Source organism: Amylibacter sp. SFDW26 (genome assembly GCF_009184395.1).
In the GTDB taxonomy this organism is placed as follows: Bacteria; Pseudomonadota; Alphaproteobacteria; order Rhodobacterales; family Rhodobacteraceae; genus Amylibacter.
On sequence record NZ_WEIC01000002.1, the window covers coordinates 300,708 to 322,694 of the forward strand.

23 protein-coding genes are annotated in these 21,987 nt (G+C 46.3%); 10 read left to right on the forward strand and 13 right to left on the reverse strand.

What is annotated here, in order from left to right; all coding sequences use genetic code 11:
- The first annotated feature begins 44 nt into the window (after nucleotides 1-44).
- A complete protein-coding gene (locus F9L33_RS07730; protein ID WP_152142190.1) occupies nucleotides 45-947 on the forward strand; it encodes a LysR family transcriptional regulator in 903 nt (300 codons plus the stop codon).
- Here the strand turns inward: F9L33_RS07730 and F9L33_RS07735 are convergent.
- A complete protein-coding gene (locus tag F9L33_RS07735) occupies nucleotides 944-1,960 on the reverse strand; it encodes an asparaginase (RefSeq protein ID WP_152142191.1) in 1,017 nt (338 codons plus the stop codon). The genes F9L33_RS07730 and F9L33_RS07735 overlap by 4 nt on opposite strands.
- A 169-nt stretch (nucleotides 1,961-2,129) precedes the next feature.
- On the opposite strand from F9L33_RS07735, the gene F9L33_RS07740 reads away from it, so the two are divergent.
- The 3 genes from F9L33_RS07740 to F9L33_RS07750 all read left to right on the forward strand — a co-directional run bounded on the left by F9L33_RS07740 (nucleotide 2,130) and on the right by F9L33_RS07750 (nucleotide 4,427).
- A complete protein-coding gene (locus F9L33_RS07740; RefSeq protein WP_226804030.1) occupies nucleotides 2,130-2,657 on the forward strand; it encodes an invasion associated locus B family protein in 528 nt (175 codons plus the stop codon).
- A gap of 89 nt (nucleotides 2,658-2,746) precedes the next feature.
- Entirely contained in the window at nucleotides 2,747-3,916 is a 1,170-nt protein-coding gene (gene rlmN, locus F9L33_RS07745; RefSeq protein WP_152142517.1) for a 23S rRNA (adenine(2503)-C(2))-methyltransferase RlmN, read from the forward strand.
- A 1-nt stretch (nucleotide 3,917) separates the two neighbouring features.
- A complete protein-coding gene (locus F9L33_RS07750) occupies nucleotides 3,918-4,427 on the forward strand; it encodes a murein L,D-transpeptidase family protein (protein ID WP_152142192.1) in 510 nt (169 codons plus the stop codon).
- Between the two features lie 13 nt (nucleotides 4,428-4,440).
- Here F9L33_RS07750 and F9L33_RS07755 read toward each other — a convergent pair whose 3' ends face one another.
- Entirely contained in the window at nucleotides 4,441-4,956 is a 516-nt protein-coding gene (locus tag F9L33_RS07755; protein ID WP_152142193.1) for a CAP domain-containing protein, read from the reverse strand.
- A gap of 163 nt (nucleotides 4,957-5,119) precedes the next feature.
- Here F9L33_RS07755 and F9L33_RS07760 point away from each other — a divergent pair, with 163 nt between their 5' ends.
- Nucleotides 5,120-5,749 carry a L,D-transpeptidase gene (locus F9L33_RS07760; RefSeq protein ID WP_152142194.1) on the forward strand — a complete coding sequence of 210 codons (630 nt, stop codon included), beginning with the start codon at nucleotides 5,120-5,122 and terminating at the stop codon, nucleotides 5,747-5,749.
- A gap of 164 nt (nucleotides 5,750-5,913) precedes the next feature.
- The gene (locus F9L33_RS07765) at nucleotides 5,914-6,120 is read left to right on the forward strand and encodes a hypothetical protein (RefSeq protein ID WP_152142195.1); all 207 of its coding nucleotides are present in this window, start codon (nucleotides 5,914-5,916) and stop codon (nucleotides 6,118-6,120) included.
- Nucleotides 6,121-6,196: 76 nt separating this feature from the next.
- Here the strand turns inward: F9L33_RS07765 and F9L33_RS07770 are convergent, their stop codons facing one another.
- The 8 genes from F9L33_RS07770 to F9L33_RS07805 form a co-directional block, all read right to left on the reverse strand.
- Entirely contained in the window at nucleotides 6,197-7,051 is an 855-nt protein-coding gene (locus F9L33_RS07770; RefSeq protein ID WP_152142196.1) for an SDR family oxidoreductase, read from the reverse strand.
- A complete protein-coding gene (gene queG / locus F9L33_RS07775) occupies nucleotides 7,048-8,097 on the reverse strand; it encodes a tRNA epoxyqueuosine(34) reductase QueG (protein WP_152142197.1) in 1,050 nt (349 codons plus the stop codon). The genes F9L33_RS07770 and queG overlap by 4 nt, the downstream gene beginning before the upstream one ends.
- Nucleotides 8,097-8,762, reverse strand: coding sequence for a glutathione S-transferase family protein (locus F9L33_RS07780; protein ID WP_152142198.1), 666 nt, complete (start codon nucleotides 8,760-8,762; stop codon nucleotides 8,097-8,099). The genes queG and F9L33_RS07780 overlap by 1 nt, the downstream gene beginning before the upstream one ends.
- A 64-nt stretch (nucleotides 8,763-8,826) precedes the next feature.
- Nucleotides 8,827-9,567: a monofunctional biosynthetic peptidoglycan transglycosylase gene (mtgA, locus tag F9L33_RS07785; protein WP_370452091.1), complete on the reverse strand. Its 741-nt coding sequence runs from the start codon at nucleotides 9,565-9,567 to the stop codon at nucleotides 8,827-8,829.
- Nucleotides 9,568-9,644: 77 nt separating this feature from the next.
- Nucleotides 9,645-10,028 carry a hypothetical protein gene (locus tag F9L33_RS07790; protein WP_152142199.1) on the reverse strand — a complete coding sequence of 128 codons (384 nt, stop codon included), beginning with the start codon at nucleotides 10,026-10,028 and terminating at the stop codon, nucleotides 9,645-9,647.
- Between the two features lie 127 nt (nucleotides 10,029-10,155).
- Nucleotides 10,156-14,682 (reverse strand): glutamate synthase large subunit, encoded by a 4,527-nt coding sequence (gene gltB, locus F9L33_RS07795; RefSeq protein WP_152142200.1) that lies wholly within the window; start codon nucleotides 14,680-14,682, stop codon nucleotides 10,156-10,158.
- Nucleotides 14,679-15,347, reverse strand: coding sequence for a DUF4328 domain-containing protein (locus F9L33_RS07800; protein ID WP_152142201.1), 669 nt, complete (start codon nucleotides 15,345-15,347; stop codon nucleotides 14,679-14,681). Before F9L33_RS07800 ends, gltB begins: the two co-directional genes overlap by 4 nt.
- A 148-nt stretch (nucleotides 15,348-15,495) precedes the next feature.
- On the reverse strand, nucleotides 15,496-16,932 hold the full coding sequence (locus tag F9L33_RS07805) for an NAD(P)-dependent oxidoreductase (protein ID WP_152142202.1): 1,437 nt from the start codon (nucleotides 16,930-16,932) through the stop codon (nucleotides 15,496-15,498).
- A gap of 232 nt (nucleotides 16,933-17,164) precedes the next feature.
- On the opposite strand from F9L33_RS07805, the gene F9L33_RS07810 reads away from it, so the two are divergent.
- Nucleotides 17,165-17,968: an undecaprenyl-diphosphate phosphatase gene (locus tag F9L33_RS07810; RefSeq protein ID WP_152142203.1), complete on the forward strand. Its 804-nt coding sequence runs from the start codon at nucleotides 17,165-17,167 to the stop codon at nucleotides 17,966-17,968.
- On the opposite strand, the gene F9L33_RS07815 is transcribed toward F9L33_RS07810, so the two are convergent.
- The 3 genes from F9L33_RS07815 to F9L33_RS15750 all read right to left on the reverse strand — a co-directional run bounded on the left by F9L33_RS07815 (nucleotide 17,965) and on the right by F9L33_RS15750 (nucleotide 20,049).
- Nucleotides 17,965-18,957 carry a complex I NDUFA9 subunit family protein gene (locus F9L33_RS07815; RefSeq protein WP_152142204.1) on the reverse strand — a complete coding sequence of 331 codons (993 nt, stop codon included), beginning with the start codon at nucleotides 18,955-18,957 and terminating at the stop codon, nucleotides 17,965-17,967. The two genes, F9L33_RS07810 and F9L33_RS07815, sit on opposite strands and share 4 nt — an antisense overlap.
- Before the next feature lie 113 nt (nucleotides 18,958-19,070).
- Entirely contained in the window at nucleotides 19,071-19,817 is a 747-nt protein-coding gene (locus F9L33_RS07820) for an SDR family oxidoreductase (protein WP_226804031.1), read from the reverse strand.
- The gene (locus tag F9L33_RS15750; RefSeq protein WP_193221995.1) at nucleotides 19,810-20,049 is read right to left on the reverse strand and encodes a hypothetical protein; all 240 of its coding nucleotides are present in this window, start codon (nucleotides 20,047-20,049) and stop codon (nucleotides 19,810-19,812) included. The genes F9L33_RS07820 and F9L33_RS15750 overlap by 8 nt, the downstream gene beginning before the upstream one ends.
- A gap of 144 nt (nucleotides 20,050-20,193) precedes the next feature.
- Between F9L33_RS15750 and F9L33_RS07825 the strand changes: the two genes are divergently transcribed.
- The 3 genes from F9L33_RS07825 to F9L33_RS07835 all read left to right on the forward strand — a co-directional run bounded on the left by F9L33_RS07825 (nucleotide 20,194) and on the right by F9L33_RS07835 (nucleotide 21,984).
- Nucleotides 20,194-20,805, forward strand: a complete 612-nt coding sequence (locus tag F9L33_RS07825) for a ribonuclease D (RefSeq protein WP_152142206.1) — start codon at nucleotides 20,194-20,196, stop codon at nucleotides 20,803-20,805.
- 81 nt (nucleotides 20,806-20,886) lie between these two features.
- The gene (gene lptC, locus F9L33_RS07830; RefSeq protein WP_152142207.1) at nucleotides 20,887-21,513 is read left to right on the forward strand and encodes an LPS export ABC transporter periplasmic protein LptC; all 627 of its coding nucleotides are present in this window, start codon (nucleotides 20,887-20,889) and stop codon (nucleotides 21,511-21,513) included.
- A 12-nt stretch (nucleotides 21,514-21,525) separates the two neighbouring features.
- On the forward strand, nucleotides 21,526-21,984 hold the full coding sequence (locus F9L33_RS07835; RefSeq protein WP_152142208.1) for an LptA/OstA family protein: 459 nt from the start codon (nucleotides 21,526-21,528) through the stop codon (nucleotides 21,982-21,984).
- The last annotated feature ends 3 nt before the right edge of the window (nucleotides 21,985-21,987 follow it).

Consider the following 21,987-nt stretch of genomic DNA (forward strand, 5'->3'; position numbering starts at 1 on the left):
TTCTATGATCTGATCTATTGATAAGATTTTCTAATGGTGGATTTATGAACTTACGGTCATTTGAATGTGTAGTTGCCTTGGCAGAAGAGGCACATTTTGGACAGGCCGCCAATCGGTTAAACATCACACAACCTGCCCTCAGCCAACGCATCGCGACCTTAGAGGATCAAATCGGCTATCCGTTATTCACCCGCACACGCGGGCCTATTTACCCGACCAAAGCAGGTATTGCCTTCATCCGCCGCGCGCGTATTGCAATTGCGAATGCCAAAGCTGCACAAACAGATGCAAAACTCGCAGCCACAGGATTAATCGGTGAATTGAAAATCGGCTTCACGCAAATCGTTCTTTACAGAAGTTTCCCCCAAATATTACGCCAGTTTCACACTGCATATTCTGGCATCACAACCGTGTTGCACGAACAATATTCTTTGACACAAGAACAGGCTTTGTTGGATGGGCGCATTGATGTGGGATTGGTGCATCCACCACTTACATTTAAAGAGTTGGATTATCACGATATGGATCGTATCCCGCTTGTAATGGTCGTACCAGACAACTGGCCACAAGCTCAGCAAGGCATCATCAAGCTTTCAGACTGCAAAGATTTGCCCTTTATCCTGCCACCGCGCGAAATTGGACCAGTGTTTTATGATGGCCTGATTGCAGCTTTTACGAATGCAGGGATAAGCCCAAATATAGTGCAAAAAGCGGCACCTATGTCGATGCTCATCGGCCTTGCATCCGCAGGCATTGGCGCAGGGTTTGTCGCCGAATGTCTGTCTGTCGTGAAAATGCCAGGGGTAACGTTTTTACCAGTTGAAGATGATTTACCCAAACTACCGATTGCCGTTGCATGGAACAAAGACACTGAAAACCCAGCCATAACGCATTTTGTGGAAACCGCATTATCAACAGATTTGCGGCCAATAGGCCTAGAACCTTAGGAAAGTGCGACGCCACCTTTATAAATCGCATCACTTGGACGAATAGAGCCAACCAAGAAGTCGTTGCAATTGCGCTGCTCTGCAAACAGGCGGTTTTTCACCAGTGGGTTGTTCGCATCTGCAACACCCAAACGCACCAACAGCGCTGCAATGGCCGCTTCTGATGCGCGTGTTGCACCGTCTTCGATTTTCAGCGCAACACCCAAACCTTGTTCTGGAAGGATTGCGATAAACACACCTTCGGCGCCTGTTTTAACAGCAACCTTGCCATCCATCGCGCGCATCAAATCGGTGCATGCTCGTGTTTCACCCGCAACCAATTCGGGATGCTTGCCCATTGCTTCCACCAAAGAACGTGCAGCGGTTTCGCGTGTATCACCCAACCCACGCGGATCAGCCATGCGCGCCATTGAATGTGCCAGGCCTTTCAATGACACGGCAAAGTTTGGGGCAGAGCAACCGTCAATCACATGACCTTGGGTGTCTTCGCTGGCCATTTCTTCAATGGCTGTTTTGATCGCTTTTTGAACAGGGTGATCCACCTCATTATATTCCGATCCACCGTCCAGATGTTTGTTCAACGTCAAAAATCCAGCATGTTTGCCAGAACAATTGTTGTGGGTCTGATCAATGCAATGATCACCACAATAAATCCCTTTGCGTGCATCTTCATCATGCGGTTGATGGCCGCCACAGCGCAAATCGCTTTCGGACAGCCCAATGTGATCCAACCATTTGGTCACACGATCCGTATGAATGGCAGCACCTTGGTGTGATGCACAGGCCAATGCCAAATGCTTGGCACCCAAGCCAAATTCTTTGGCAGCACCACTTTCGATCAAAGGCAAAGCTTGCAACATTTTGCACGATGAACGCGGCAAAACGGCCTTGCTTGGATCGCCCCAAGCAGCACGAACATTGCCCTGAACATCACAAATCACGGCATGGCCACGATGAACACACTCTAAAAAGTCGCCACGCCACACTTCTGCCACAATTTCTGAGCCTGTCATTTGCCAATCCCTTATTTCGGTCGGAAATCCGCCGATTCCCTACATTTTGTATCTACGTGGTGGTAATAATTATCCAAGTTCTCTAATTATTTTGCCATAACATCAACACATTTCCGTCCTATTTTGTGCGGAACAATAATAAAAAACAGCTTGGAGGCTGTAAGGCAGTATGATTAGACCCGTTGCATTGGTATGTAGCATCACAGCAGCTATGTCATTTTATTCAAACACAGCATCAGCACAGGATTCAACAAATGTTGTCGATTCCAAATCAGACTGGTCCGTGTTTGTGGAAAACAATCCGAAACGTTGTTGGATCGTTTCGAAACCTACAAAAACAGTAAACGTAAAAGGCGGAAAACCTGTTGTCGTGAACCGTGGCGATATTCGCTTTTTCGTAACCTACTTGCCCTCAAACGGCATCAGCGGCGAAGTATCATTTACGGGCGGTTACCCATTCGCGCCGGACAGCACGGTTGGTCTGACAGTCGGTTCATCCGAATATAAATTATACGTAGACGGCGAATATGCATGGCCTGAATCAGGTGCCGTAGACAACCAAATCCGTTCATCCATGAAGCGCGGTGCAAATGCTGTTGTACGCGCACAATCCGCACGCGGAACACAAACAACAGACACGTTTTCACTGGTTGGCTTCACAGCAGCCCTAGCTGAAGCTGAAAAGCGCTGTAAGTAAGAATACATTATACGCTTCTAATGCGTGAAATTGTGGTATATTAGCCCCCAGACCCAGTTTTGGGGGCTTATTTTATGGAAAGCAGTCCAATGACCGCAAAGGCACCGATCAACCAAGATTATATCACTATCCCGCGCAAGCAGGATCCTGACGCGCGCCCAAGTTTGATTGGCCTGAACCGCGATGCTTTAAAAGCTGCATTATTGGAACTGGGCGCACCTGAAAAACAGCTGAAAATGCGTGTTAATCAGTTATGGAGTTGGATGTACCAAAAAGGTGCGAAGTCTTTTGATGAGATGACAAACCTATCCAAAGACTTCCGTGCTTTACTGGCAGAGAACTTCATCATTGGCCGTCCAGAAATCGTAACCAAACAAGTGTCAGAAGATGGCACACGCAAGTATCTGTTGCGCATTGCTGGTGGGCACGAAGTCGAGGCGGTTTATATTCCAGAAGCCAATCGCGGCACGCTTTGCATCTCATCCCAAATCGGTTGCACGCTAACATGTACCTTCTGTCATACAGGCACGCAAAAACTGGTACGCAATCTGACCGCAGGTGAAATCGTTGGTCAGATCATGGTTGCCCGTGATGACCTTGATGAATGGGGTAAAGACCCTGGCGATAAACGTTTGGTGTCTAACATTGTTTTGATGGGCATGGGTGAACCGCTTTACAACACAAATAATGTGCGTGATGCAATGTTGATCGCGATGGATAACGAAGGCATTTCATTGTCTCGCCGCCGCATCACCCTGTCCACAAGTGGCGTTGTGCCAGAGATCATTCGCGCAGGCGAAGAAATCGGCTGTATGTTGGCGATTAGCTTTCACGCCACCACTGATGAAGTGCGTGATGTATTAGTGCCAATCAATCGCAAACACAAAATCGACGAGCTGTTACAAGCGTGCCGTGATTACCCACGTTTATCTAATTCTGAACGCATTACATTCGAATATGTGATGCTAAAAGACGTAAATGACAGCGATGCAGACGCACATCGCTTGGTAAAACTCATTTCTGGCATCCCTGCCAAAATCAACTTAATCCCCTTTAATCCTTGGCCCGGATCGCCATATGAGCGCTCAGATTGGGATCGAATAGAGGCATTTGCCGAAATTGTGAACAACGCTGGCTATGCTAGCCCTGTACGTACACCCCGTGGTGAGGATATAATGGCCGCATGTGGTCAGCTGAAAAGTGCGACCGAACGTGAACGCAAATCCGCAAAAGAGATAGCGCGCGAAGCAGGGGTATAAAATGAAGAGACGGGATTTTTTTCCTATTGCAGCAGGTGGGCTTATGCTTTCGGCATGTGGCCCTGGGCAAGTTCAAAAGTTTCAAACTTATAACGGACCAGCTGTAACACGGGTTATAGTCGAGAAATCAACACGTCAAATGTGGTTGATGCATGAAAAGCGTGTTTTACGTAAGTACGATATGGAATTGGGCTTTGCGCCAGCTGGCCATAAACAATTCGAAGGTGACGGAAAAACGCCAGAGGGCAGCTATTGGATCGATCGCCGCAATCCAAACAGTGCATTTTATCTAAGTCTTGGGATTTCATACCCGAATGCGCAGGATATTGCTTATGCAAAAGCACAGGGCCAAGATCCAGGTGGAGAGATTTTTATCCACGGCGGACCTGTATTATTTGGCGATAGAAACAAGCCCGATTGGACAGCGGGATGTATCGCTGTGACCAACGAAGAAATGGCTGAAATTTACGCGATGGTTAAGAACGGCACACAGATTGATATTCTAAAATAACTCTTGGCGAAGCTTAGCTTCCAAGAATTTGTGTCCACCAGATTTTACCGTTCTTTTCCTGATGCCAAGACAATCCAATAAAGCGTGCGCTTGGGTCTAAGATGCCTGCACGAGAATCTTCGTCACCCATCCAAACCTTCAATGTTTCTGTATCATTTTCATATGTCTCAGAAATGTTTTCTGACAACATAATACCTGCATAACCAGTGCGTGCCACACGATCTAGTGGTGATGAGCCGTCTGAGCCAAAGTGCCATGGACGCTGTTGCGCTGCCATATCAATCGAGTGTGTTGCTGCCGCTGCATTCAACTGTGCGGACAACTCTACCGTAGATAATCCGCGTGCTGTACGGATGGCATTCACTGTATCCAAATGGCGGAATAAAAGTTTGTTTACGCCAGATTCACTCTTAGGTGTTTTAAAAACCGCTGGGCGAAATTTACCATCAGCAACTGGTTCCTGAGAAGGGGGCGTACACGCACCCAAGATGAACACAGCAGCGATACTTACAAGAAATGCTCTAATCATTTATTCGCCTTACCTTACAGTCAGATCAATTTTATTCGGTACTGTTTAGGATGACTTGAACCCCTTGGGAACCCCGTTCATAGTCGATAACAGATGTTTGAGTGGTAAAATTGTAGCAAAGACACTATTTTGTCCATGAATCGGCGAAAATCGGAGCAAAACGATGGAAAAAAAGATAACAAGACGTGCATTTACAGGATCTGTGCTAGCTGCACCCACCTTAATAGGCACACAGGCATGGGCACAAAGCACGACTCAGGACGCATTAGACAGTGCTGTACTCAAAGATATTGATGCAGAAAATATTGCCGATCCAAATTCAGGGACAGTAAAGCGCAATGCATCTAGCTTCAGATCAAAAGATTGGCGTCCTTACTTTTCTAACCTAAAAAACCACGTTGTTTTGGTTGATACACGCAGCCGCGCTCTTCATTATTGGTCAGAAGATGGCAACACTTACCGTCTTTTCCCTACATCTGTGCCAGAATCTGATGATTTAACACGTCTGGGTCGCACATCGATTATCCGTAAGCGCATTGGCCCTGACTGGCGTCCAACTGCCAATATGCTTAAACGCAATCCAGATTGGCCAAAATACATCCCAGCTGGTCCTGAAAACCCATTGGGAACACATGCTTTGTACCTAACTTGGCAGTATTACCGCATCCATGGCACACATGATACGCGCAAAATTGGCCGCAGATCATCGAATGGTTGTATTGGGTTATTTAATGAACACATTGCGCAATTGTTCGATTTGACCAAAGTTGGCACACAAGTGTTGCTAATTTAACGACATTTCCCCTCAGTTTGACCTATTTGTAGCATCTAATAGTTGCAATGAGAAAACGAAGCTGTTTAAAAAGTCGCACGAGGTACAGTCTTGGGTGTTCGTCGTGGGTGTCCTACCTTACCCGCTAACTACGACGAACTTATATAATTTGGAGGATTTTCGTAATGAAATCTATCGCACTAGCAGCTGCTCTTTCTCTAGCAGCAACAACAGCATTCGCAGGTTCATTGGCTGAGCCAGTAGTAGAAGCACCAGTAGAAGAAGCTGAAACAGGTTCATCTGCAGGTTCTTCAGCTTCTTCAGGCGGCGGCGTTATCTTGCCAATCATCTTGCTTCTAGCAGTTGGTGCAGCAGTAGCAGCTAACGACTAATCGTCGTACCGCTCTGGTTTTGACCAGAAGCACAAAGTTTCTAGGGACAGTGACATTCACTGTCCCTTTTGTTTTGTCAGCTTTCCGCCAATAACGCTTTTAAGCCCGCTTTATAATCTGGATATTTCAACTCGACACCCAGCTCTTCTTTGATCTTCTTATTCGATACTTTTTTCGATTCAGAATAAAAACTACGCGCCATTGGTGTCATATCCGCAGTTTCAAAATCTTCTCCCTCAGGCACAGGGACACCCAATAATTCTGCAGCATAGCCGATCACATCTTCAGGTGGGGCAGCAAAATCATCACATACGTTGTAAATTGATCCCACATTCGGTTGTGCGATTGATGCAAGAACAACCTGTGCAATATCCTCTACATGAATGCGGCTGAACAGTTGGTTCTTTTTTATAATACGCCGCGCTGTCCCATTACGGACTTTCGAAAATGGTCCGCGGCCTGGTCCATAAATCCCAGCCAAACGAAAAATGTGCAAAGGCAAACCCATATCAGCCCAAGCCGTTTCTGCGGCAACGCGCATTTTTCCACGTTCAGTTGAAGGCGTTAGCCGTGTGCTTTCATCCACCCAACCACCTTGGTGATCACCATACACACCCGTGGTCGATAAATATCCGACCCACTCAAATTGATCGCGCCGTGCTTTGATCGCATCGGATAAAGCGTTCAAGACGGGGTCGCCGTTTTCATTGGGTGCAGCTGAAATGAGCAAATGCGTTGCTTCATCCAAAAGTGTTTCCATTGAATCCGCGCCAGGCCAAACAATTGGTTTAGCAACTGAATTCAATATTGCACCTATTTTATCCAAGGACCGTGTTGTTCCAAAAATCTCCCAACCGCCTTGTGCATACAAAGCGCGTGAAATGGCTTGGCCAGAAAACCCATGTCCAAAACTTAACATTATACCAGTCATGTGCCCCTCAACTTTCCTACTGCCCAAGTAGCAGCATCTGAAACTGTTGAATCATCGTCGGCTTCCAACCCTAGAGCAATCTCCAAAAGGGTCGAGTCGGCGGAATTACCAATTGCATACAAAACATTACGTATAAACTGATTACGTCCGATACGCTTAATAGGCGACTTACTAAAAAACGTTCTAAACGTAGCATCGTCTAATTGTGCCAATTCTGCAAGCTTTGGGGCCTTTAATTCTTCACGTGCATGATAAATAGTGTCTTTTGCTTCAACGGCAAACTTGTTCCATGGGCAAACAGCCAGGCAATCATCGCAACCATAAATACGATTCCCCATCATTTCACGCAGCTCTAAATCCACAGGACCTTTGTGCTCAATAGTCAGATACGAAATGCATTTACGCGCATCTAGTTGATACGGGGCAGGGAACGCATTCGTGGGGCATATGTCCAAACACGCACGGCACGATCCGCAGTGATCAATACCCGCTTCATCTTTGTCAAAATCAACGGTGGTAAAAATCGCACCCAGAAAAAACCAATTACCCAACTCATTGGACACAAGGTTCGTGTGTTTACCTTGCCAACCTAAACCCGCAGCACCACCCAACGGTTTTTCCATGACAGGGGCCGTATCCACAAACACCTTTATCTGCGTATCCGCTTCTTGTTCAATCAACCAACGGCCAACACGTTTCAGGCGTTTTTTCACAGCATCGTGGTAATCGCGATTTTGAGCATAAACAGAAATTGCTGCGCGTTCCGGATGTTTCAAAACCTCCAACGGATCATGCATAGGTGAGTAGGGTTCTGCCAACATAATCACCGACTTCGCCTCGGCCCATAACTCAGCAGGATTACCGCGCCAATGCATCCGTTCCGCCATCCATTGCATCTGTCCATGGCGACCTTCTTCAACAAATGTATTCAGACGATCAGCGATATGCGGTACCGCATCAGGCGCACAAATACCCATCTTGGCAAAGCCTTCAAACAGCGCACGCTCATGCAGCCGTTCACGCAGGGTTTGCACCCCGCCTGTCATTAAAAGTCCAAATCTGCGTAATGTGGCGGCTGTGGAAACCCTGGTAATTGATCCGCCAGTAAGGATCGGAATGCAGGACGTGACTTAATCTTCGCATACCATTCCTTAACCAATTCATGGCTATTCCAATCCACATCTGAAATATAATCCAAACAAGAAATCTGCGCAGCCGCAGAAAAATCAGCTAGCGTCATACGATCCCCAGCCAACCACCGGCGGCGATCCAATAGATACGTCATATAGCTTAGATGATAGCGAATGTTTTTCGCGCCCATCTTCACATTCTTACTTTCAGGGTACCCACCGCCCATTACTTTTTTCTGTAAGCGTTCACCCAGCAAATTCAGCGTAACCTCACGGTAAAATTTATCATCGAACCATGTTGTCAGTCGGCGAACTTCTGCACGCTTTGCAGCATCAACAGGCATCAATGCAGGTTCAGGATGGATTTCTTCGATATATTCGCAAATCGCATTGGATTCGCCCAATGTCAGCTTATCTGTTTTTAAAACAGGCACCTTACCACTAGGATTCATGCGCATAAACTCTGGGCGGGCTTCCCAATACTTTTCTTCAATCAGCTCTACTTCGATACCTTTTTCCGCCAGCACAAGCCGTACTTTGCGCGAAAATGGTGATAAAGGAAAATGATATAAACGGTACATTAATGACTTCGATTTCTGTTAGGACTTACTTGCTTTTGCACCGAACTTTGAAACAATTCAACCTCTACTGAAAGCAATCTGCGCGCCCATCCGCTGCTATTGTTGCTTCACCCGATAAAATTTGACTGGTGCGCTTACGCACAAATGCTGTTGGGCGACTTGCCGACCGTGTTTTCGGACTGGGTAAAACCGCCGCCAAACGTGCCGCTTGCAATCTTGTTATTTTATTTGGCTGAACACCGAAATAATGCCGTGCCGCCGCACCGACACCAAATACACCTTCGTCAAATTCAGCCACATTCAGATAGACCTCAACAATCCGTTCTTTAGTCCACAGCATTTCCACCAAAACAGTAAAACCAGCCTCAAAGCCCTTACGCACCCAAGACCGCCCATGCCACAAAAACACATTCTTGGACACTTGTTGGGATAGGGTTGATGCGCCCCGTAATTTCCCCTTGCCGCTTAATGCTTTTTGGATAGAGCTGAAATCAAAGCCAGAGTGATGGCAAAAATTCGCGTCCTCAGCCGCCACAACAGAACGCGCCATGTAATCAGGGAAAGTTTCAATCGGCACCCAATGGCGTTTCATTTCACCCAAGCGATACCATTCCGAAGCCATGTAATAATTCACAGGCGGGTTCACAAATCGAAAGATAAACACAATAACGGCCGCCGCCGTGACGGCAATAATCAACAACTTTAACGCAAAGCGCAAAATACGCTTAAAACGATCCGTCGCCCAACCAATTGGACGAAATGACCGCTTCACAGGCGTCTTAGTATCGCTTTTGGATTTGCTCACAATATCCCCAGAGTTTTTTACAGCATAAGGGGAATAGGGCGTGGATCAATAGGGTAGTAAATTAACTCTCAACCTAATCATTCCCAACGTGAAGGGTGTAGAAAAAAGCAAGCTCTTGTCGCTTGTATAAAAACAAATGCCAAGATTGCGATCCATAAAACACCAGCCAAATGACCTGTTTCTAAAATAACAAGTATGCTATTTATAGCTAAAATACCTAATAGCAATACTCCAGCTACACGCCAGCGTCTCCTTAATCCATAAACGCCCAAGGCAATGAGAACATAGTATAAAATTAATGTAATCAAATCTGGTGTGTAGAGTGGTGTAAATGCGCTAGAGTTATAACCCATTGGGTATAAAGTATCTGCAAAACCAATACCTAACATTATTGCATAAGCAACCCCACCAATCATTCCATTACCAATAATATCTGGGCATTTTTCGCGTGTAATTCTCATAACATAAATACTCTAACCTCTAAAAATTCATTTATATTGTATGAGTACAGTTTTATCTATCAAGCAGGTATCACTCTTAAACTTAAAACCCACGTATTTATAGCTGCGTGGGTTTTACTCAATTTATTTAAGCAGACTTTTTGCCGCTCTCCAAAGACAACGGATGCGGAATGCTTTTTAGCATTTCTTTTGGACAGATCTGAACAAAATTTGCACGTTCTTCATCCCAACGATGCAAAATCTCTTTTGCTTTCGGGCTGTCCGTTTCGGCAACATGCTCTTCAAGTAAGCCTTTCAACTGATCTTCCCAATGTGGGACAGTCACAGGGACCAATTCCAACGATTCAGGATTCACATAACGATCGAACTGTTTCTTTGGATCGTAAACATAGGCCATACCACCCGTCATACCCGCACCAAAGTTGGCACCAACATCACCAAGAATAACCGTCACACCGCCAGTCATGTATTCACAACCGTTCGAGCCACAACCCTCGACCACAACTTGTGCACCAGAGTTCCGCACGCAGAACCGTTCACCTGCACGACCGTTGGCAAACAACTTACCATCCGTCGCACCGTATAGAACTGTGTTACCGATAATTGTATTTTCAGCCGCAATCAGTGGGCTGCCTTTTGGTGGGCGTACAACGATCATACCGCCAGACAGGCCCTTACCAACATAGTCATTCGCATCACCAGACACTTCCAATTTCAAACCCGGAGGAGAGAAGGCGCCAAGCGACTGACCTGCAGACCCTGTCAGTTTCACTGTCAGATGGTCCTGCATCAGTTCATTGCGCATACCAAAGCGTTTCACGATATGGCTGGAAACACGTGTACCGATTGTACGGTGTGTGTTTTGCACCGCATAAGACAGCTGCATTTTTTCGCCGTCTTTAAAGAACGGTTCAGCATCTTTCAGGATTTCAGCATCCAATGTGTCAGGCACAGATTGACGGTCTTTGTCACGGTTATAAATAATCGCATCCGCTGCATCCACGCTGATTAGAAGTGGGTTCAAATCTAGATCATCAAGGTGCGCAGATCCACGGCTGACCTGAGCCAACATATCTGCACGGCCGATAACTTCGTCCATCGAACGCATACCCAAAGACGCCAGAATTTCACGCACTTCTTGCGCATAGAATGTGATCAGATTGACCACTTTATCCGCGTTACCTGTGAACTTCTTACGCAGTTCTTCATCTTGAACACAGACACCAACAGGGCAAGTGTTAGATTGGCACTGACGCACCATGATACAGCCCATCGCGATCAACGCAGCCGTACCGATACCATATTCCTCGGCACCCAACATTGCCGCCATCACAATGTCACGACCCGTACGCAAACCACCATCAGTCCGCAATGTTACGCGGTCACGCAGGTTGTTCATCGCCAACACTTGGTGTGCTTCACTCAGGCCCATTTCCCATGGCAAACCAGCGTATTTAATCGATGTCGCAGGGGACGCACCAGTGCCGCCGTTGTGACCAGAAATCAGGATCACATCCGCCATCGCTTTCGCAACACCAGCGGCAATCGTACCAACGCCAGAAGAGGATACCAGTTTCACTGTTACCTTCGCACGTGGATTGATTTGCTTAAGATCGTAAATCAACTGCGCCAAATCCTCGATCGAATAAATATCGTGGTGTGGCGGCGGTGAAATCAATGTCACGCCTTTGGTTGAATGACGCAATCGTGCAATCAAATCCGTGACCTTAATACCAGGCAACTGACCACCCTCACCAGGTTTCGCACCTTGGGCAACTTTGATCTCTAGCTCTTCACATTGGTTCAAATATTCCGCTGTCACACCAAAACGGCCAGAGGCCACCTGCTTGATTTTCGCAGATGGATTGTCACCATTTGGCTCTGGCACAAAGTGTGCTGGATCTTCGCCACCTTCACCACTGTCAGATTTCGCACCAATACGGTTCATCGCAACATTCAGTGTTTTATGCGCTTCAGGGCTCAACGCACCCAGCGACATACCCGGTGTCACGAAACGCTTACGGATCGATGTAATACTTTCCACCTCTTCAACAGGAATAGGTTTTGCCACAGGTTTGAAATCCATCAAGTCGCGTAACGCAATCGGTGGGTTCGCCTGCATCTTGGCAGAATACTGTTTCCATAATTCATAAGATGAACGGTCACAGGCAGATTGCATGATATGCATATTCTGCGCTTGCCACGCATGTGTTTCACCCGAACGGCGCGCCTTATAGAAACCACCAATCGGTAGGACATCTTGACCAGCTTTCCAGCCCAACGCGTGCACATTCACAACTTTGCGCTGGATACCGTGCAGACCAATACCTGAAATACGGCTCAGCATACCTGGGAAGAATTCCGCAACCATCGCACGGGACAGGCCAACTGCTTCAAAGTTCAAACCACCGCGATAGGCAGCGATCACAGAAATCCCCATCTTCGCCATGATTTTCAACAAGCCTTGATTGATCGCCTCTTTATAACGCGCAATTGCCACGTCTAAAGTCTGATCCAATAGGCCACGCTCAATACGGTCTGCCAAACTGTCCTGCGCCAAATACGCATTCACAGTCGTTGCACCCGCACCGACCAAAACGGCAAAGTAATGCGGATCAATACATTCCGCAGACTGCACATTGATCGAACAGAATGTGCGCAAGCCAATTGCGGTCAAACCAGAATGCACAGCAGACGTCGCCAAAATCATCGGCATCGGCACTTTATCTTCGTTCTGGCCTTTGTCTGTCAAAACAATGTGGCTGGAACCAGAGCGCACAGCATCTTCAGCTTCTGCTTTGATACGGTTCAGCGCAGCACGCAACGCACCCTCAGAAGAGCCATCAAATGTACAATCGATTGTGGAAACACCATCACCGAAATATTTAACAATGCTGTCAAAACGTGCATTCGATACAAACGGGCTTTCCAGTGACAAGATTTCAGTCTGTTCACTGCTTTCATCCAACACGTTACGCAAGTTACCAAAACGTGTGCGCAAAGACATCACACGATGTTCGCGCAAACTGTCGATCGGCGGGTTTGTCACCTGTGAAAACGCCTGACGGAAGAAATGTGAAAGCGGGCGGTATTTATCCGACAAAACAGCAGACGGTGTATCATCACCCATCGATGCTAAAACCTCTTTTGCATCTTCAGCCATCGGGTGCAGGATCATTTCCAATTCTTCGATAGAATACCCAGCAGCGATCTGGCGTTTGCGTAATTCAGCGCCTGTAAACCCAGCTTCTTCTTTTGAACCAGCATCGTTGTTTTCCAAATTCACAACGTTCTTAACCCATTTGCCAAACTCACGGCTTGCAGCCAATTCATTTTTCAACTCTTCGTCGTGCAACAAACGACCTTCGGCCATATCCACGGCCAACATTTGACCCGGGCCAAGTGCGCCTTTTTCCAACACAGTCATTTCATCAGTTGGCACCATGCCCACTTCGGAACCCGCAATCAGCATGCCGTCACCAGTGATCACGTAACGCATCGGGCGCAGACCATTACGGTCAAGACCTGCACAAACCCAACGACCATCCGTCATTACCAATGCAGCGGGGCCATCCCATGGCTCCATCACAGCGCTACAATAGGAATACATATCGCGCCATTCTGGTTTCATTTCAGTAGAGTTTGAGCTTTCAGGCACCAACATAGTCTTTGCCATCGGTGCATTACGCCCAGCGCGTACCATAACCTCAAACACAGAATCCAATGCAGCAGAGTCAGATGACCCGCCTGCAATAATCGGTTTAATATCTTCAGCACTGTCGCCAAAGTTTTTGGATGCCATGCGAATTTCATGGGACTTCATCCAGTTCACATTGCCCTTCAATGTGTTGATTTCACCATTGTGCGCCAACATGCGGAATGGCTGTGCCAACCACCATTGTGGGAATGTGTTTGTAGAATAACGCTGGTGATAAATCGCAAACGCAGATTCAAAACGCTCGTCCATCAAGTCAGGATAGAATACCGCAACCTGCTCAGCCAACATCATGCCTTTATAGATGATGGAGCGACAAGACATCGAACATACATAGAAGTCATTCAGATGCGATTCTTTAACAGCCTTTTCAATACGGCGACGGATTACATACAGCTCACGCTCAAATGTTTCCTCGTCAACGCCTTTAGCGTTTGAGATCAGAATTTGTTCGATCTCAGGGCGGGTCGCATCGGCTTTTTCACCCAAGCAAGAAACATCCACAGGAACATGACGCCAGCCGTAGATATAGTACCCCATGCGCAGAACTTCTGCTTCCACGATTGTACGGCACGCTTCTTGCGCACCAAAGTCTGTGCGCGGCAGGAATACCTGACCAACAGCAACCAATTCATCTGTGCGTGGTTTGTGACCTGTGCGTTCGATCTGATCGTAAAAGAATTTAACTGGGATCTGAACATGGATACCGGCACCATCACCAGTTTTACCATCCGCATCCACAGCACCACGGTGCCAAATTGCTTTTAGCGCGGCGATACCATTATCAACCACTTTGCGTGATTTTTTACCATCGATAGAAACAACCAGCCCCACACCACAAGAGCTGTGTTCGTCTTCTTCACGGTACATGCCATGCTCTGCCATATAGGCACGCTTGGCTTCTTGGCTTGCTTTCCAGCTGGCGTCAAATTTTGTCATTGTACATCTCCAGACACTTGAAGGTCGTTTTGTATTTCTACTTGTTTTGTTGTTATGCGATGAATAATCATGATGAAAATTATGTACGCTGGCACAGTGGTTGCAAAAATAATCCAATCAAAAATTACAATGTCGCGTGTAATATCAAAATCTTCAGCCAAAGAGATCCGAAACGAGATATTTGATAAAATGTTATTCAAAACCCATGCTGCCCACCAAAACCAAAAAAGCATCGGAAGCCCGCGTGTTATATCACCATTAACATTAAACGTGCTATTCCATGTTTGTTTGATAGCAACATATGGCTTCCACAAAGATAGAAGCGGAATGAAGTTCCATATTACAGCCCACTTTGGAGATACTCTTTCCTCTGATGGTTGCAAAATGCCTGCATTAAAGCTGCTTCTGTAAATCCAAATCAGATTTAGAACCGCTGATGTTATAATAATAACTAAAAAACCAACGCCCAAAATTACACCCGCAAGATCAAATAAATCAATAAATTCATCTGATATATCAATGTTTATTTCTGGATCTTGAAATGCTTCTACTAGCTTTAGATAAAATTCAGAATGAATATTGAGCGCTAACTCTAAGCACATGGCAAGCAGCAACAATCCGATACACCAGTTAGATAACTTATCTAAATTGTATTTTAAAATCATAGCGACTCTTTCTTCGAAAAGGGCAGCCGTTCTGACTGATTAATCTTTATAGGTAAAAGGTTAACCTTTCGCGCGCCATACGCCTGCCATACGCTTTCCATACAGAAATCATACAGCGCATTTTGCGCCTTATTAAGAAGTGTTAAGATCATTCCGCAGCCACCGAAGTTTTGGCATTCAGGTAATCCATAATGCTGTCAGCCGCATCGCGACCGTCACGGATCGCCCATACAACCAGTGATGCACCACGTACAATATCACCTGCAGCAAACACACCATCCAATGATGTTTGTTTCGTCGTAAAATCAGCCAATACTGTGCCCCAACGCGTCACTTCCAACTCTGGTGTATCCCACAATGTTGGCAGGTCTTCTGGGCTGAAACCCAGCGCTTTGATCACAAGATCCGCGTCTTCTGTATAATCCGCACCTGGAATTTCTTCTGGTGATTGGCGACCTGATGCATCTGGTGCACCCAAACGCATTTTTGATACCACAACACCTGAAACATCACCTTCACCAGTGAAGCCTTTTGGCGCTGCAAGCCATACAAATTCTACACCTTCTTCTTTGGCATTCGCTGTTTCACGCACAGAACCTGGCATGTTTGCCTCGTCACGGCGGTATAAGCATTTCACAGATTTCGCACCTTGGCGCGTCGCTGTACGTACACAATCCATTGCCGTGTCACCACCACCGATGACCACAACGTTTTTACCTTCTGCGTTCAATTCACCGCTTTCGATCTCTGGCACTGTATCGCCAAAGTTCAAACGGTTAGACGCTGTCAGATAATCAATTGCTTTAACGATACCTTTGTTACCCGCACCCGGACCACCAAGATCACGTGATGCATAAACACCCGTACCAATAAGGATTGCATCATGTTTCGCACGTACATCCGCAAAGCTGATATCTTCACCTATGTTCGTGTTCAGAACAAACTTCACACCACTTTCAGACAACAATTCATTGCGGCGCATCACTACGTCTTTTTCCAGTTTGAACCCTGGGATGCCATAAGTCAGCAAACCACCAGCGCGGTCATAACGATCATAGATCGTGACTTGGATACCTTGGCGGCGCAGCATATCAGCCGCGGCCAAACCAGCAGGGCCCGCACCGATGATGCCAACACTTTCAACACGTTCAGATGCTGGTTTAGCGGCTTTCACCCAACCGTTGTCCCAAGCTGTGTCCGTGATGTATTTCTCTACTGCACCGATTGTCACTGTACCGTGGCCAGCATTTTCAATCACACAGTTGCCTTCGCACAGGCGATCTTGTGGACAGATACGACCACAGATTTCTGGAAATGTATTTGTCGCTTGGCTGACTTCATACGCTTCTTGCAAACGACCCTCGGCTGTTAGGCGCAACCAATCTGGGATGTTGTTGTGAAGCGGGCAGTGGGTTTGACAATATGGAACACCGCATTGCGAACAGCGTGATGCTTGTTCTGCAGCTTTTTCCGCAGCAAACTCTTGGTAAATCTCATCGTAATCATTTGTACGTAAGTTTGGGACACGCTTTTCAGGCATATCGCGCTCTACTTGCACAAATTTTAACATTTTGTTTTCAGCCATTTTAGGTACACCCTCGTGTTTACAGACAAAATTTCCAGAACTACCGATTATACTCTACAGAAAAGGAATAAAAGTAAGTACTACTTACCTATTATATAGAAAGTTATGGATTTTGTGAAAATATCACACAGTGTCGCACAATTATAAGTAAGTACTACTTACCTATATAAGGGATTCCCTTTTTAACAAGGCCTCAATAGGGTTGCGGCTAATATTATTATAGGCCCGAATCATGTCATTACTTCATCTTTTCATCTTAGCCATCATTCAAGGTATTACAGAATTCCTTCCAGTATCTTCGTCAGGCCACCTTATCCTGCTCCCACAACTCACTGGCCTGCAAGATCAAGGGCAAGCCATTGATGTAGCTGTCCATGTAGGCACTTTAGGTGCTGTAATTCTGTATTTCTGGCAAGACGTCAAAAAAACCATCGGCGGTTGCGGTGATATTATACACGGTCATTTTGGAACAGAGGGTGCCAAACTTGCCTTTATGTTGGTCGCCGCAACAATCCCCGTAATCATATTCGGCTTAATTCTAAAACTAACAGGATATGATGATGCCTTACGATCCATCAAAGTGATCGGATGGGCCATGTTGATCTTTGGCATCGTTCTGTATTTCGCCGATCAAAAAGGCGCTCAAGATAAAACGACTGCAGATTGGAATTATTCAGACGCTATCAGGCTGGGGTTATGGCAGGCTGTTGCGCTGATTCCTGGAACATCTCGTTCAGGCATAACCATCACAGGCGCGCGGCAAATGGGATACAGCCGCGAAGATGGCGCACGCATTGCAATGTTGATGTCGATCCCAACTATCATTGCGTCGGGTGTTTTATTAGGGGCAGAAGTGATTTCAACTGCGGATGCACAGGTCGCAAGAGACGGTGCGATCGGTGCCATTTTTGCCTTTGTTTCAGCTTTGTTAGCATTGTCTCTTATGATGAAATTACTCAAAAGTGTAAGCTTCACACCTTATGTTATATACCGCGTATTCTTGGGTATCGTTCTGTTATGGATTGCTTACACTTAAGAACTTAAATTTTTACCAGATTCTGTAAGTTCCGTGTACTGACCATATGGGCGATGGCAGTATAGATACGTATCCAAAACTGCATCCATTGCTGTTGGCTCAATATCTAATTTTGCAAAGCCCTTGGCTTTTGCACCTACAACATTATCACTGCGCAATTGCTTTACCTGATCAGCTGTAACGATGTTGTTTTTAAACAACCCAAATGTCAGTCCAAAAGCAATATCCAACGCCTTTGCTTTAATAGCCGCGATAAAGAATGGGACATTCGCTTTCAAACGCTTGCGACGCACAACCTTCAACATGCGATCAACAAGTTCAGAAAAAGTTTCCACATCAGGGCCGCCCAATTCATATGTACCAGCGGGCGCCTCACCCAACACGCCTTTTACAGCAGCTTTAGCCACATCATCCACGTAAACAGGTTGGAATTTTGTGCCGCCACCGATCAAAGGAATAACAGGCGAAATTTTCGCCATTTCCGCAAAGCGGTTAAAGAAGTTGTCTTCTGGGCCAAAGATTACAGAAGGGCGCAAAATAACGGCACGCGGGAAAGACGCTTTGACCAAAGCTTCGCCTTCACCTTTGGTGCGTGCATAATCACTGGCACCGTCTTCATCTGCGCCAATCGCAGAAAGGTGTACCATGCGCTTGATACCTTCGGCCTTTGCCAAACGTGCGATACGCCCAGCGCCTTCGGCCTGAACCGCATCAAAGTTATTGCGGCCTTTTTTATCGAATGTGCCCACGCAGTTCACAACAGCATCCGCACCAGACAAAGCTGCAGCCACAGATGCATCATCACGGATATTGGCAAGGATTGGCTCAACTTGACCAACAGTGCCATAAGGCTTCACAAAGATTGCTTCATTCGGGCGACGAACCGCAACGCGAACACGCCAACCTTGTTTCGCCATACGACGCGCAATGTAGCGACCTACAAAACCAGATCCCCCAAAAATTGTAACGAGTTTAGGCGATTGTGACATGTGAATTCCCTTGGCGTTTTAATTGCTAGCACAGGAATAACCGTTCAAACCCGCAGGGACAAGTTTGTTTTGCGTCATTATCGGCATGAAGTGCCAAAAGAGATGGACCGACTTTATATGCCGCCAGCCACATCAATGATCGTCCCCGTTGAATAAGACGCCGCATCACTACAAAGCCAAACAATTGCTTCTGCAACTTCTTCAGCCGTGCCAGGTCGTGCCATTGGAACTTGCTTCCCTAATCTTTGAGCACGATCCGGCTGGCCATTCCTTGCATGTATTTCTGTTTCAACAAGCCCAGGTCGCACAGCATTCACTCGAATGTTTTTTTCGGCCAACTCTTTTGACAAACCAATCGTCAAAGTATCCATTGCGCCTTTAGTAGCGGCATAATCTACGTATTGAAATGCAGAACCCAGCCGAGATGCAGCAGATGATACAAACACGATAGAGGCAGATGGCTCTGACAAAGAGCGCGGCAACTGTCGCGCCGCTTCGCGGGCACAAAATAAAGTGCCGAGCATATTAACATCAATAACGCTTTTTAAGCGTTCCTCCGTCATTTCTGCCAATGTCATTTGCGGAGCAACAATGCCAGCATTTAAAACCACCACATCAATCCTCCCAAACGCAGAGGCAGTTTCTTCAAACATTCTAATAACGTCAGCTTCATGGGAAATATCACCCTGAACGATATGGGCGCTACCACCAGCAGCTTTAACAGCTGCTGCGGTTTCTTGTGCCTCATCCAAACCTGAGCGATAATTCACACCTACAGACCATCCATTCATACCAGCAAGAATAGCCGTAGCTCTGCCAATCCCGCGTGATGCTCCAGTGATCAGTATAGTTTTAGACAATTTCCAAAACACGGTGCTGTTTAAAGCTACGCCATGCGTTGTCTGCTTGGCAATAAATAGAAATGCGGCCGCTGCTTTTGATGCTGTCATCCAGCTTTAGCTCACTGCTGGGCTGAAATGATCCGTTGATAATACGTTGTGATCCATCGCTTTTCAGAACTGTGACTTGCGCCATTTCCGTTCCTTTAGCTTTGACCAAGTCCCATACTTTGGATTCGTTTAGTGGCTCCATAGATGTGTTCTCCCTTGTGTCTATATCTATCAGCTTACCCAAATAATCAGCAGAGTCCAAAAATTTCAGATAACTTTTTTAAATGCGCCCGCTTTTTAGACGGTTTTGCTTTCCAGCCTTTAAAACTGCAGGTATGAAAGGCCTATGACAAATTATCTTTACCAAGGCGATCTGCCTGACGACCTAGATCTTGGCCCGATTGTGGCTATCGACAGTGAAACAATGGGGCTGATTCCACACCGCGACAGGTTATGTGTTATTCAGCTGTCATCAGGGGACGGTCATGCGCATCTGGTGCAAATTGCCCAAGATCAGACCGAAGCTCCTAATCTGTGCGCAATGCTGGCGAATCCAGATCAGTTAAAACTGTTCCACTTTGGTCGTTTCGACATTGCCGTTATGGAAAATCGTTTTGGTGTACGCTGCGCACCTGTTTATTGCACTAAGATCGCTTCTAAATTGGTACGTACCTATACAGATCGCCACGGGCTGAAAAACCTGCTTCAGGAATTGTTAAGCGTTGATATTTCCAAACAACAACAAAGCTCTGATTGGGGCGCTGTGGACTTAACAAAAGAACAAATCGCTTATGCGGCATCTGATGTTTTATACCTGCACGAACTCAAAGAAGAGTTGGATTCGCGACTGATCCGTGAGGGTCGCATGGAATTGGCACAAGCCTGTTTTGATTTCCTACCACACCGTGCAGCATTAGATTTAGAAGGCTGGCCCGATACAGATATCTTTGCGCATTAATCCGCCGCAACAAAATTTCGTTACGAAACTGTGTGGGTCGCATCTATTGACCCACGCCCAACATAAGCCCATGTAACCAGTATGACAGAAGTAAAAGACACCTATTCGCAATTTGTGCGCTTTGCCAAGATCGGGATGCCCATTTTGGCAGCTTTGTTGATGATTGGTGTTTTCGTTTTCACCAAGACCAACCCTATTCGGGATGGTATTATTATTGCTGACAGCAAACTGGCTGAATTGGCAGTTGGACAAAAAATCACCAACCCGCATTATTCTGGTGTGACCAAATCTGGCGATGCTTTTTCAATCTCTGCAGAATCCGCTTTGCCAAACGCACCGAAACCAGATCAAATTGATCTGGTCGCCCCAAGCACAACAATCGGATTTTCTGATGGGTTAGAGGTAAAAACAGATTCCGAAGTGGGCCTGTTAAACCTTGAAACACAAGAAGCCACATTAAGCGGTTCTGTTGCCCTGAAAACTTCTGATAATTACACGGCAAATGTCGAAAAGATTATTTTGAACTTTTATACAGGCAATGCAACTAGCCCTGGACCTGTTGCTGCAAGTGGGCCTGTTGGGAACATCACAGCAGGATCTATGGAGCTAACACAAGACTTGCATAAAGCGCCATCAGACGAAGGTCCAATTCTTCGCTTTGGCAATGGCGTAAAACTGATATACTATCCAAAACAAGTTAGCGAATAAGGTAGAAATTGCGTGGGTAAATTTATAACTTCAGTTCTAACGCTATGCCTTTTAGCGTCTCCGACATTTTCACAAGCCACTTCAAGAAATGCAGCGCTACCCGTTGAAGCGACAGCTGATAACCTACAAGTGAACAGCCAAGAAAATTCTGCCGTATTCTCTGGAAATGCAAAAGTGGTGCAAGGTATTTTAAATCTAAACGCCAATACAATTACTGTTTTCTTTGAGGAAGAGGCTAAAAATATTTCATCCGTAGATGCACTGGGCAATGTAAAGTTCACAAACGGCACCGAAACAGCAGAAGCCCGCAGTGCCAATTTTAATGTTACGACCCAAACCATTCTGTTCACTGGCAATGTTATTTTGCGTCAAGCACAAACAGTTTTGACAGGCAATCAATTGACATACAACATCACAACAGGCCGCAGTAAAATGACGGGCAATGTGAAAACTGTTTATAAGCCGAACTAGCAT

What these genes read in the sequence shown, in the direction of transcription:
- F9L33_RS07730 (WP_152142190.1), top strand. Translation starts at nt 45, where the DNA reads ATGAACTTACGGTCATTTGAATGTGTAGTTGCCTTGGCAGAAGAGGCA.
- F9L33_RS07735 (WP_152142191.1), bottom strand. Translation starts at nt 1,960, where the DNA reads ATGACAGGCTCAGAAATTGTGGCAGAAGTGTGGCGTGGCGACTTTTTA.
- F9L33_RS07740 (WP_226804030.1), top strand. Translation starts at nt 2,130, where the DNA reads ATGATTAGACCCGTTGCATTGGTATGTAGCATCACAGCAGCTATGTCA.
- rlmN (WP_152142517.1), top strand. Translation starts at nt 2,747, where the DNA reads ATGACCGCAAAGGCACCGATCAACCAAGATTATATCACTATCCCGCGC.
- F9L33_RS07750 (WP_152142192.1), top strand. Translation starts at nt 3,918, where the DNA reads ATGAAGAGACGGGATTTTTTTCCTATTGCAGCAGGTGGGCTTATGCTT.
- F9L33_RS07755 (WP_152142193.1), bottom strand. Translation starts at nt 4,956, where the DNA reads ATGATTAGAGCATTTCTTGTAAGTATCGCTGCTGTGTTCATCTTGGGT.
- F9L33_RS07760 (WP_152142194.1), top strand. Translation starts at nt 5,120, where the DNA reads ATGGAAAAAAAGATAACAAGACGTGCATTTACAGGATCTGTGCTAGCT.
- F9L33_RS07765 (WP_152142195.1), top strand. Translation starts at nt 5,914, where the DNA reads ATGAAATCTATCGCACTAGCAGCTGCTCTTTCTCTAGCAGCAACAACA.
- F9L33_RS07770 (WP_152142196.1), bottom strand. Translation starts at nt 7,051, where the DNA reads ATGACTGGTATAATGTTAAGTTTTGGACATGGGTTTTCTGGCCAAGCC.
- queG (WP_152142197.1), bottom strand. Translation starts at nt 8,097, where the DNA reads ATGACAGGCGGGGTGCAAACCCTGCGTGAACGGCTGCATGAGCGTGCG.
- F9L33_RS07780 (WP_152142198.1), bottom strand. Translation starts at nt 8,762, where the DNA reads ATGTACCGTTTATATCATTTTCCTTTATCACCATTTTCGCGCAAAGTA.
- F9L33_RS07790 (WP_152142199.1), bottom strand. Translation starts at nt 10,028, where the DNA reads ATGAGAATTACACGCGAAAAATGCCCAGATATTATTGGTAATGGAATG.
- gltB (WP_152142200.1), bottom strand. Translation starts at nt 14,682, where the DNA reads ATGACAAAATTTGACGCCAGCTGGAAAGCAAGCCAAGAAGCCAAGCGT.
- F9L33_RS07800 (WP_152142201.1), bottom strand. Translation starts at nt 15,347, where the DNA reads ATGATTTTAAAATACAATTTAGATAAGTTATCTAACTGGTGTATCGGA.
- F9L33_RS07805 (WP_152142202.1), bottom strand. Translation starts at nt 16,932, where the DNA reads ATGGCTGAAAACAAAATGTTAAAATTTGTGCAAGTAGAGCGCGATATG.
- F9L33_RS07810 (WP_152142203.1), top strand. Translation starts at nt 17,165, where the DNA reads ATGTCATTACTTCATCTTTTCATCTTAGCCATCATTCAAGGTATTACA.
- F9L33_RS07815 (WP_152142204.1), bottom strand. Translation starts at nt 18,957, where the DNA reads ATGTCACAATCGCCTAAACTCGTTACAATTTTTGGGGGATCTGGTTTT.
- F9L33_RS15750 (WP_193221995.1), bottom strand. Translation starts at nt 20,049, where the DNA reads ATGGAGCCACTAAACGAATCCAAAGTATGGGACTTGGTCAAAGCTAAA.
- F9L33_RS07825 (WP_152142206.1), top strand. Translation starts at nt 20,194, where the DNA reads ATGACAAATTATCTTTACCAAGGCGATCTGCCTGACGACCTAGATCTT.
- lptC (WP_152142207.1), top strand. Translation starts at nt 20,887, where the DNA reads ATGACAGAAGTAAAAGACACCTATTCGCAATTTGTGCGCTTTGCCAAG.